At 68.1% G+C, this 11286-nt stretch carries 7 protein-coding genes and 1 tRNA gene; 1 reads left to right on the top strand and 7 read right to left on the bottom strand.

Translation table 11 applies throughout. The features are described from left to right. Positions 1-20: 20 nt before the first annotated feature. From J1M36_RS07890 to J1M36_RS07860, 7 genes are all read right to left on the bottom strand, one after another. Entirely contained in the window at positions 21-1085 is a 1065-nt protein-coding gene (locus J1M36_RS07890; RefSeq protein ID WP_064846621.1) for a putative glycoside hydrolase, read from the bottom strand. Beyond that, a complete protein-coding gene (gene pelF, locus J1M36_RS07885) occupies positions 1082-2806 on the bottom strand; it encodes a GT4 family glycosyltransferase PelF (protein ID WP_064846622.1) in 1725 nt (574 codons plus the stop codon). Before pelF ends, J1M36_RS07890 begins: the two co-directional genes overlap by 4 nt. 140 nt (positions 2807-2946) lie before the next feature. Then, entirely contained in the window at positions 2947-4386 is a 1440-nt protein-coding gene (locus tag J1M36_RS07880; protein ID WP_313361742.1) for a hypothetical protein, read from the bottom strand. 438 nt (positions 4387-4824) lie between these two features. Further along, a tRNA-Pro gene (locus J1M36_RS07875) sits at positions 4825-4901 on the bottom strand. Positions 4902-4998: 97 nt separating this feature from the next. After that, positions 4999-7896, bottom strand: coding sequence for an FAD-binding and (Fe-S)-binding domain-containing protein (locus J1M36_RS07870; RefSeq protein ID WP_206479006.1), 2898 nt, complete (start codon positions 7894-7896; stop codon positions 4999-5001). A gap of 10 nt (positions 7897-7906) precedes the next feature. Then, positions 7907-8824 carry a metallophosphoesterase gene (locus tag J1M36_RS07865; protein WP_206479005.1) on the bottom strand — a complete coding sequence of 306 codons (918 nt, stop codon included), beginning with the start codon at positions 8822-8824 and terminating at the stop codon, positions 7907-7909. Further along, complete coding sequence (locus tag J1M36_RS07860) at positions 8824-10965, bottom strand: transglycosylase domain-containing protein (RefSeq protein WP_206479004.1); 2142 nt, start codon at positions 10963-10965, stop codon at positions 8824-8826. Before J1M36_RS07860 ends, J1M36_RS07865 begins: the two co-directional genes overlap by 1 nt. Before the next feature lie 125 nt (positions 10966-11090). Between J1M36_RS07860 and J1M36_RS07855 the strand changes: the two genes are divergently transcribed. Next, the gene (locus J1M36_RS07855; protein ID WP_035965209.1) at positions 11091-11285 is read left to right on the top strand and encodes a DUF4177 domain-containing protein; all 195 of its coding nucleotides are present in this window, start codon (positions 11091-11093) and stop codon (positions 11283-11285) included. Position 11286 lies beyond the last annotated feature (1 nt).

Below are 11286 nucleotides of genomic sequence, written 5' to 3'. Positions count from 1 at the left end.
GCCCCGCACCCCCGGTGGGCTCACCCCCGCCGCAGCACCACCCCGCGGCGGGGCTGCAGCACCAGGTGGGACCCCGCCGCCCGACCCCGGACGTCGACCATGCCGCGCGGCACCCGGACGCGGCGTCGTCGTCGGCGGTCGGCGTTGAAGTTCACCGCGGCCCAGCCGTGCGTGAACTCGCGCCACCACGTGTGACCGCGGCGCACGGGGTCCTGCACCGGCGCGCCGAGATCCCAATCGAGCTGCGCGGTGTGCTGGGTGCGGCTGTAGTCGTCGTGCGCCGTGGCCGCGTACGCGCCGCGGCCCGCCCCGAAGATCCAGAACGCGGCCAGACCGTACTCGACATTGGGGTGGTCGTCGTCGCCGTCCGTGGGCACCCGCAGGATGCTGAGGCCCGGCCCGTCCGCCTGGGGCAGCTGCGTCTCGGTGGTCTCCGGGTCGAACAGGTCCACCGGGCTGAAACCCAGCCACACCTCCTCGAATCCGCCGCCGTAGGCCGCGTGGCTCGCCCAGCGGCCGGGCTCGCGTCGCGATTCCGCGATGTTCGGGACCAGGATCTTACCGACCTCGTTCAGGGCCGTGCCCGCGGCATGCACCAATTCGCCCGCACCGTCGCGGAAATCCGCCATCGTCCGGGCATGACGGATGGGCAGGTCCAGGCCGTAGTAGTCGTCGAACACGTCGTTGTCCGCCATCACGCCGTCGAACGGCGAATCCCGCAGCTCGGCGACGACGTTGCGCACCCAGCGCTCGCGGTACTCGGGCGACCACACGGTCATCTGCCAGTGTCCGCCGTAGCGGGCCCACTCGATGCGTTCACCGTCCAGGCGCCGCGCGAACCACCGGTCCGGGGCTTCGGCGTACGAGACCCCGGAACTGTGGATCGGGCCCGGTTCGTAACTGCGGGTCGAGGACAGGCACTTGTAGCACAGCACCGTCATGTCCGGGCGGCGCCGCTTGAGGTCCGCGGCCGCCGCCGTCTCCCACGGTTGCAGGATCGCCGCCCGGTAGTGCTGCGCGGCGAAGTCGAGCTGCTCGGGGCTGATCGGGCCCCCGTACCGGATCCAGGCGCCGACGCCGCTCACTCGCCCGCGCCCGCCAACGGCGCGTCGAGCGCCGGTTGACGCAGGTCCGAGTACTCGAAGTTGCGCTTCTCACCCATGTTGCCGAGCATCCGGTAGATCTTGTTGTAGGAGGACATGACCTCGTGGAGCTGGAAGAAGTCCTCCACGCGGCCGCGGGCGTTGGTGCTGTAGGAGCGGTAACGGTCCACGTTCCCGATCACGGCCTGGACCTTGTCCGCCATGGCCACGATGTCACCGGGTGCGAGCAGTTCACCGCACGGTCCCCACGTGCGGCCGTCGGGGGTCACCAGGTCGTCGCCCACGAGCTGGCTCATGCCACCCACGTCCGAACCCACCGTGGGGATGCCCGCGGCCATGGCCTCGAGCACCACGATCGGCTGGCCCTCGTTGTAGCTCGGGAGCACCAGGAGGTCGAACTGGTCGAGCATGTCCCGTACGTTCACGGTCCCGTGGATGGTCACGAGGTCGTGGAGGCCCAGGGCCTCGATCTTCTCGAGGCACGCCTCGTAGTACTCGGGCACATGCTCGGTGGGGCCCAGGACGTCCAGGTGGATGTTGGGGTACCCGCGATCCCGCAGGATGTCCATGCTGGAGAGCAGATCCATGAGTCCCTTGATGGGCACCACGCGGGCGATGTACACGAGTCGCCAGGTGTGTTCCTCCGGGGACTGCGCAATGCGCTCTACCGCGGCTTGGCGGGCGTGGTACTTCTCCTCGAACTCCTCGATGATCATGCCGTTGGGCAGCACCACGGACTTGTCCACGTCCGCGCCCAGGCTCGCGGCCTCCGTGATGGCCGTGGGGTAGAGGTAGGTTACGAGCTCGGCGCTCGGGTAGCAGAAGTGCCCGATCTCGATCCACCACGCCATCCACGCCCGGTCCTCGGCACTGACGTCAAACGTGCGGTAGTCCTCGGACGTGATCGACAGCGCCATGTTGCGGTCGAGCAGGGTGTTCACGGTGTCGCGCACGTACAGGTTGTGCTCGGTGAGCAGGAACGACGTGCCGTGATCGCGCGCGGCCGCGGCACCCAGCAGGGACGCGTAGCCGGTCGTGTGCGCGTGGTACACCCGGGCCCGGGGCATGGTCTCGCCCAGGATCGCGTGGGCCAGGGAGAAGAATCCGCGCAGCAACCAGAACGATTCGGACAGGGGGAGCCCGAGCTGCGGCATCCGCTCCGTCAGCGCATGCAGGAACTCGCGGGAGCCCAGCACGGCCCACAGGGGGTACTGCCGGGTACGTTCATTGAGTCCTTCGTCGATGAGCTCCCACAGTGGCTCGGTGTCCCGGGCACCGGCCAGGGCGTAGATCGCGTCGAAGATCCGGTGGGACAGCACCGTTCGCTGCTCCGCGGTCATGCGCAGGTCCTTGGGACGCACGGACATGAAGTCGTCCCGGTGCTCCTGCATGCTCAGGTAGACCACGCGGACCCATTTCACGTTCTCGGGCATGGAGTAGAGGTCCTCCTGGGGTGCCTCGGAGTCCCAGGAGATGTGGATGATCCCGTAGCTCAGGTCGGGGTTACCCGTGACGATGTCGTGGACGACCGCCGAGACCCCGCCCTTGAGGAAGGGGTAGGTGGATTCCATGACGATGGCGACGTCCACGTCCTCGTACTGCTTCTGGCGCTGTTGCGCGGCGGGGGACAGACGGGCGGGTTCCGCGACGGCCACGGACTTGGTGGCGCGGTGCTTGGCGTGTGAGCGCGTGAAAGGGTACATGTCGGCTATTCCTCACGGGATGAAAGGGTCCGGGGGCGCAATGTGGCGACCAGTCGGGACGTGCAGTGGGGCCGGGACCGGGCAGGACTGCGCCCGTGCGCGGCGGATGCGCTTGATAGGAAGCGCTTACGTGGACTGCGTTACCAGGACGTGGCGTGGCGCCAGAAGAGGGTGTACTCGGGCTGGGCCCAGTGGCGTTTGTACAGCGCCCAGGCACCGGCGACCAGCACCAGGTCCGCGAGCAACAGGAGGGCGTACGCCCCGTTGGTGGAGAACACCGCGAACGCGAGGACGCTCACGACCAGGTGCACCGCACCCAGGGCCTGGGCCGTGATCTTCTCCCCGATGTAGTCCAGTTCGTAGCTCAACAGGGTGAGCATCATGAATGTCCATGAGGCCACGGCCACGGTCACCGCGAGTAGGACGTGGCTGGGCTGCAAGCCGCCCAGTAGCAGTGCGGCCGCCAGGGTCAGCACCATGCCCACCGCGCCGGTGCGCAGGACGGAGCGGTCCACCACGTAGCTGAGCAGCGTGGAGCGGGAGGCCAGCACGGGCAGTGTTTCCTTCTCGATGGCCCGGTGCAGTCCGCTGACGGCGCGGTCCACGTGCGGGGCCATGTTGACGAAGTAGAAGTTGTAGGCGAGCACCGCGGGGAGCATGGCCATGAACACCACGATCACCTGGAAGGTCCCGTCCGTGGCCAGGAACAGCACGAACTTGTCCGCCCACAACACCGATCCGAGCAGCAATCCGCGCAGGGCGTCCGCGGCGAAGTTGCGGTGGTCCAGGCGTTCGAAGACCCGCACGTGGGACAGCTGACGGCCCATTGCCGCGATCTGGGTGGCCGCGGCGACCAGGGGCGGAAGGATCCACACGGTGGGAACCACGGCCAGCGCCAGGGCGTAGGCGCCCCATGCCACGGCCCACAGGCCGCGGCGTTCTCCCACGTTGGCGAGGACCAGGGACTGCACGAACAGCACGTGCGCGCCCAGCAACAGCAGGTAGGCGCCCATGGCCTGCCAGGACCAGCCGGTGGCCAGCCACAGCGGCAGTGCGAACAGCGCGGCGAGCGGGAGGGTCTGCAGGAACATGGCCGGCCACACCTCGCAAAAGCGCTGGGTGATCTTCTGCATGTCCCGCTCGGCCATGAGGTCACCGATCGCGCGGTACGCGGGCATGCACGCGGCCTGCGCGAGCCAGGGCACGGTGATGGAAGAGGCCAGGACCACGTGGGTCAGTTGGACCCCACCCACGGTCGCCTCCGCCATGCGCGGGCTCACGAGCGGGAAGACGATGTTCAGGAAGATCACCGGCGAGAGGTAGAGCAACAGCTCCACCCCGCCGCGGGAGCTCCCGGCGGGTTCCGATGCGTGCTCGGCGTCCACCGGACGGGAGCCGCGCAGCACCAGGAATGCGGTGAGCAACACCAGCAGTCCGCCCGCGATGACCAGGACCTCGGCGTGTGAGCCCAGGAGTTCAAGCACCACGGGGACCAGCCCCGTGAGCAATAGGGCCACGACGATCGTGGCGGTACGAGTGCGACTGAAAGAATCGTGCACCAAAGTTCTCAGAGCTGTCACAGCTGTCCCCCGGGGATCCTGGCGCTTCCCGTCAGCCCCCGCTGACGAGAATTCCCCCATGCAAATGATGTGAAGGCGATGAGGCCAGTTCCGCTGTCGCCGCAGTGAATATATACAGTTCATGTGTGCACTAGCAAACCAACAGTTGAATTGTGTCTGAACCGGAGGGGCTCGTCGTCAGTGCTTGTCATCGTGGAGTTCACCGGTGCGCCGGGGGGGGGGGGTGGTGACGGATTGCCGGTTAGCTACGCGATCATGACCGGAGTGCATATCGGTTCAGACAATGAATGATTATGCATAGGTTTCTATGTGCCGCTGCCGAGTATCGCCGGGCCGGAACATGTCCCGGGAAGAGGCTCGGAATGGGTTTCCGGGATCCGGGTCCGTGGGGAAATGCAGAACACCCGGGCCCACGATTCGTGGGTCCGGGTGTTCATGTGGTCGGGATGACAGGATTTGAACCTGCGACCTCGTCGTCCCGAACGACGCGCGCTACCAAGCTGCGCCACATCCCGATGTCACACGGCAGAGCCGCGAACAACTGCTTCAGCATAGCGGCAGCACGGGAGGAATGTGAAATCCCCGAGTCACCGAAAACGTCCGAGCGCGGTGTCAGCGGCTGACCCGCTCCAGCACTTGCAGGACGTGTTCGTAGGGTTTGCCCGTGGCCTCGGTCATGCCTTGCTCACACGTCCGATTCAAAGATGCATATGCATCAAAGTCTCCGGCCTGTACCTCCGCAGCCTCGGGAGCCGTGGCGGCCGCCGTGAGCTCGGGATGCAGCATGCCGCGGTCGCCCGCGTACCCGCAGCACCCCCACGCGAAAGGAACGGTGGCGTGCTCGGCACATGCGCCAGCCACGCGCAGGAGGTGATCGTTGATCCCCAGTTGCACGGACGAGCACGTGGGGTGCACCGCGAGCGCGCCCACGGGCGAGGACACGGTCAGCCGGTCCAGCACGTTCTCGGCCACGAACTGCACCGCGTCCACGAACCGCAGTCCGGCGTACCGGGGCGAGTTCGCCGCCAGTTCTCGCATGGTGACGAGTCCCTCGGTGCACGAGGAGGCATCACACACCACCGGGAGTGTGCCGTGCTCGGAGGCCTCCCACAGGGTCTCGAGGGTCCGCCGGGACATGGTCTCGTATCCGGAGGGTAGGCCCTTGGACTTCCACGGCGTGCCACAGCACGTGGAGGTGATGCCCTCGGGAACATGTACGTCCACTCCGGCGCGCTCGCACAACATCAGGAACGCCTCGGACACCGACGGTCCCTCCCCGTGCACCGTGCCGAACATGGCCCCGATGCACGCGGGGAAGAACACGGCCCGGGCGCGGTCGGCAGGGACGTTCGCGGGCGCCGTCGTCAATCCGGCACGGGAGCGACCGCCCGCGGGCAGGCGAGGGGAGTAGCGGGGGACGGTGTCCGTCCCGAGCGCGGCGCGGGCCACCGACGTCGCGCTGACCGGGAGCGCGGCGGGCATCCGCCGGGCCAGGGACAGCGCGAAGGCCGCACCAGGAACGGTCACGGGCCACGCCCGGGCGAGCCCCGCCCACACGAGGTCCGCCACGGCGGAACGGTTCTCCGACCGCAGCCGACGCACCAGGTCACCCGTGTTGATGTCCACGGGGCACGCGGTCACGCACATGCCGTCCACCGCGCACGTCTGCAGCCCGTCGTAGTCGAACTCGCGCCGCATCCGACCGGCCAGTTCGTGCTCACCGCGCGCTTCGGCGTCCGCGATCTCGCGGCGCCCCACGATGCGCTGGCGCGGCGTGAGCGTGAGATCCCGGGATGGACACACCGGCTCGCAGTATCCGCATTCCACGCACCGGTCCACCTCCTCCTCCACGGCCGGCGCGGTCTTGAGATCACGCAGGTACGCGCGCGGGTCCTCGGTGAGGATCACCCCGGGGTTGAAGCGGTTGCCGGGATCGATCAGGGCCTTCAGCTCCACCATCACCGAGTACAGCTCGTCCCCGTACTGCCGCCGCACGAACGGGGCCATGATCCGCCCGGTCCCGTGCTCGGCCTTGAGCGAACCCCCGCGGCCCAGGATGAGCTCCACCATCTCCTCGGTGAACTGCTCGTAACGGCGTAGCGAAGCGGGATCATCGAACTGCTCGTTGAGCATGAAGTGGACGTTGCCGTCCTTGGCGTGGCCGAAGATCACCGAGTCCCGGTAGCCGTGGGCGTCGAAGAGTCCGGTGAGCTCTTCGCACGTGCCGCCCAGCTGGTCCACCGGCACCACCACGTCTTCGAGCAGCGCGTTGGTGCCCTGCGGTCGGTTGCCCGCCACAGTGGTGTAGAGCCCCTTGCGCACGGTCCACAGGCTCGCGCGCTCGCGGGGGTCGGTGGTCAGGGCCACCGGCCCGGCCAGCTCGAGCGCATCGAAGGTGGACGCCGCCGCCTCCGCCAGTTCCCGCACACCTGCCGCGGTGTCGTGCTGGTACTCCACGAGCAGTGCGGCCTGCTGGCCCACCGGGATGTCCATGATCGCGGGCGGCGCGAGTCCGGTGCGCTGCGAGACCGCCAGGGACGTGGCGTCCATCAGCTCCAGGGTGGCGCACTGCGAGCCCACCAGCTCCGGAACGGCACTCGTGGCGGCCACCACGGTGGGGAACACCAGCAGGCCGGTGGCCACGTGCGGGTGCACGGGCACGGTGCGCAGGGTCGCGCTCGCCACGAACCCCAGGGTGCCCTCCGAGCCGATCATGAGGTGCTCCAGGATGGCCACGGGGTCCTCGTGGTCCAGGAACGAGTTCAGCCCGTAGCCCATGGTGTTCTTCATGGCAAACAGTCGCTGGATGGTCCGCACGGACTCCGGATTGCCCCGCACGCGGTCCCGCAGCCGGAGCAGGCCCTCGAACAGGTCGGGCTCTCGGGCCCGCAGCTGCTCACCAGCATCCGGGGCGGCGGTGTCCAGCACCGTGCCGGAGGGCAACACGAGCACCATGGACTCCAGGGTGCGGTACGTGTTGAACTCGGTGCCGCACGCCATCCCGGAGGAGTTGTCGGCCACCACTCCGCCCAGCGTGCACGCGGACTCGCTGGCTGGATCCGGGCCCAGCGCCCGCCCGTGCGGAGCCAGCCGCGCATTGACCTGGCGCACGGTGACCCCCGGTTGCACGCGCACGCGGGCACCCCGATCCAGGACCTCCACGCTCTTGAAGTGGCGGCGGACGTCCACGAGGATCTGGTCCGTGACGGACTGCCCCGACAGGGACGTGCCGCCCGAGCGCAGGGTCAGGCCAGCGTCCGTGTCCGCGGCCGCGGCGAAGATCCGCCCCACCTCGTGCGTGTCCCGTGGGCGCAGCACCGCGCGGGGCTGCATCAGGTAGTGGGAGGCGTCGTGGGCCACCGCGCGCCGTTCCAGCTCCCCGGTGACGACGACGCCGCTGCCGCACTCCCGTTCGATCCTCGCCACCGCGCGGTCCAGCGGAGAGTCGATGGGAGCCGGGGCGGCGTCGTCGGGCCGGCGCGTGGGGAGGGGGAGTCGGATCGGTGCCATGGGAAGAACCTTAGTCCGTGAGCGTGACCAGAACGGCCTGTGGTGGGCAGAAAAGCCGCACCGGGGCGAAGCGGGACTCGCCCAGGCCCTGGGAGATGTTCACCGGGACGCCCCTGTGGGAGATCAATCCCTTGCACATCGCGGGATCCAGGTCGCAATTGCTCACCAGCGCGCGGCCCCCGGGGAGGCAGACCTGACCGCCGTGGGTGTGACCCGCGAAGACGATGTCCGCACCGTGGGCGGCGAAACGGTCCAGCGTGCGCACGTACGGCGCGTGCGCCACGCCGATGCGCACGTGGGCCGGCCCGTCCTGTTCACGCGGGAAGCCCGGGTGCCGGTCGAAGCGCAGGTGGGGGTCGTCCACGCCGGAGAAGTCGATGACGGTGTCCGCAATGTTGAGCCGCTCGGCGCGGTTGATGAGCCCGGTCCAGCCGCGTTCGTCGAACGCGCGGTGCATGTCCTCGGTGGGCAACCGCGGGGCCTCGTCCGATTTCTCGCCGCTCGTGGTGCGCCACAGGTAGCGCGCGGGATTCTTGGGCTGCGGCGCGAAGTAGCAGTTGGACCCCGGGACGTAAACACCGGGGAACGCGAACAGCGGCTCCAGGATCTCGAGCAGGTACGGCAGGGCGCGCAGGTGCGAGAGGTTGTCACCCGTGTCGATCACGAGGTCCGGGCGCAGTGCGGCGAGCGAGTGCACGAAGTGCTTCTTGGCCTCCTGCCCGGGCACGGTGTGCAGGTCGGAGATGTGCAGGATCCGCACGGGCCGGGAGCCCTCCGGGAGCACACGCACCGTCTCCTGGCGCAGTTGGAATCGACGCCGCTCCCCGAGTGAGGCCCACGCGAGCGTCCCGGCGCCAGCGGCGAACAAGCCCGCTCCGGCCGCGGCGAGGGAGCGGGCGACCGGGGTGGATGCGGTGGAGTCCGCCACTACTTGCGCGCCGACATCACGCTGGGCGTCGGCGAGGAGAACCGGGAGGTGTCGTAGTCGGGGGCCACGGTGCGCATGTAGTTCTGCCACTGGCCACCCGCGTACGTGGCACCGTCCACCCACTCGGTACCCGAACCGCCGGTCCGCCCGCCGATGCTCAGGCCGTTGAGGGAGCGGGAACCGAACTCGTAGTTACCCACCCACGAGGCGGTCGCGAGGCCCTTGGTGTAGCCGAGCATCCAGGTCTGGGTCGAGTTGTCGGTGGTGCCGGTCTTGGCGGCGGAGGCATCCGGCAGCCCGATCGAGCGCTGGTACCCGGAACCGCGCACGAGCACCTGCTTGAGCACCTCGTTCACGCCCTGGGCCACCTCCTTCTTGATCACCTGCTGGCAGCTGTCACCGGGGACGTCGTAGTTCTTCCCGGTGAAGTCCACGACCTTGGTGACAGCGCGGGGCTCGCACATCACGCCGTCGTTCGCAAAGCCGGAGAAGGCACGCGCCATTGTCATGGGGGAGATGTCCACCGAACCACCCAACAGGGAGGACAGGACGGTGGTGTCCACGGGATCACCGGTCTTACCGTCGTGGATGCCCATGGCCTTGGTTAACTCACCGATCTCGCACAGGTCCAGGTCCGCGGCCATGGCGTACAGCGCCGAGTTGATGGAGTTGTAGATGCCGTAGTCCACGTCCATGACCCGGGCGTATCCCTCGGTCGCGTTCTGGAAGCTGAACCCGTTGCCGTCATCACCCGGTTCGATCTTGTACCCGTTGGGCAGGCACGAGGCCTTCCAACGGAAGTCCGCGGGGTAGTGCAGACGACGCGCGTCCACGCTCGCCTTGATGCCCTTGCCCGCGTTGATCCACTGGGCCAGGGTGAACGGCTTGAACGTGGAGCCCACCTGGAACCCACCGGCACCGCCCATGGAGCTGTCCACGTTGAAGTTGTACGTGGTGTTGGAGGTGCCCTCCGCGGCGGAGTAGTTGGTGTTCTGCGCCATGGACACGATGTGACCGTTGCGCGGCTCCAGGGAGACCAACGCCGTGGAGACGTTGTCCGGGTTGTCGTCCTTGGGCTGGGTCGCGTTCACCTGGGTGTCCGCGGCCCGCTGGGCCTTGGGGTCCAGGGTGGTGGTGATCGTCAGACCACCGCGCTGCAGCGTGGCCAGGCGCTCCTCCGGCGTGGCACCGAACGAGTTGGACTGCATGACCTGGTTCTCCACGTAGTCACAGAAGTAGGGAGCCGTCCGCGCGGCCGAGCACCCGGAACTCGTGGGGTGAATGTCCAGGTTCAGGGGCTCGCGGGCCGCCTGGTCCGCTTGCTGCTGCGTGATCGCGCCGGTCTGCACCATGGTGTCCAGCACCACGTTGCGCCGCTGCACCGAGGCCTCCGGGTTGACCTGCGGATCGTAGTAGTTGGGGGACTGCACCATGCCCGCGAGCGTGGCGGCCTGCGCGATGCTCAGCTGGGAGGCCGGGATGCCCCAGTAGTACTCGGAGGCCGCCTGCACACCGTAGTTCTGCCCGCCGAAGAGCACGATGTTGAGGTAGCCCTCCAGGATCTCGTCCTTGGACTTCTCCTGCTCCATGGACAACGCGAGCTTGATTTCCTTGATCTTATCCACGATGCCCTTGTCCGCGCCGATGGTGCTGGCCTGCTCGCCGGCCCGGACCTGCTGATCGATGATCAGGTTGTTCACGTACTGCTGCGTGATGGTGGAGGCACCCTGGCGGTTGCTGGGGCGCAACACGTTATTGCCCATGGCACGCACGATGCCCCAGGGGTCCACACCGCCGTGGTCGTAGAAGTCGCGGTCCTCGATGGACAGCAGCGCCTTCTTCATGTTGGGGGAGATCTGGTTCAGGGAGACCGGTTCCCGGTTCTGCGCGAAGAACGTGGCGATCTCGGAACCGTCCTTGGCCACCACGGTGGAGGAACGGGAGAGGGGGCCCATTTCCATGTCCGCGGGAAGGGACTTGAACCAGCCGATGGACGCGTTGGCGGCCAGTCCGGCGGCCGCGGCGGGGGGAACGAGGAGTCCGGCTGCCACCACCCCGGCAACCACCGACACGGCGATGAACGCCACGATGTTGCCCAGTACCGAGGTGGGCTCGGAGCCCGAGTTGCTGCGTGATGCCATTGGGCCAGTCTATAGGCCGGGTCCTGTGCGAATCGTGTACCGGAGAGGGTGGCACACGGCCCGCGAACCTCGTGCGGGAACGCTCCCGGCGCGCTGCGGGGGGCGGGACCAGTAGGGTGGTGGCCATGACCACATGGGAATACGCCACCGTTCCGTTGATGATCCACGCCACCAAGCAGATCCTGGACAACTGGGGTGAGGACGGCTGGGAGCTCGTGACCGTCCTGCCCGGCACGCAGGCCGCGGACACCCCCGCGGGCAACGTGAACGCCCCCGTCCAAACCAACCCGATCGCCTACTTCAAGCGGCCCAAGAACTGAC

The sequence above is a fragment of the Kocuria sp. KRD140 genome (assembly GCF_017168375.1).
In the GTDB taxonomy this organism is placed as follows: Bacteria; Actinomycetota; Actinomycetes; order Actinomycetales; family Micrococcaceae; genus Kocuria; species Kocuria marina.
Note: the sequence above shows the minus strand (reverse complement) of the source record. Positions and strands in the feature narration are given on the sequence as shown.

Coding starts and splice junctions, on each gene's coding strand:
- pelF (WP_064846622.1), bottom strand. CDS start 2,806: ATGTACCCTTTCACGCGCTCACACGCCAAGCACCGCGCCACCAAGTCC.
- J1M36_RS07870 (WP_206479006.1), bottom strand. CDS start 7,896: ATGGCACCGATCCGACTCCCCCTCCCCACGCGCCGGCCCGACGACGCC.
- J1M36_RS07860 (WP_206479004.1), bottom strand. CDS start 10,965: ATGGCATCACGCAGCAACTCGGGCTCCGAGCCCACCTCGGTACTGGGC.
- J1M36_RS07855 (WP_035965209.1), top strand. CDS start 11,091: ATGACCACATGGGAATACGCCACCGTTCCGTTGATGATCCACGCCACC.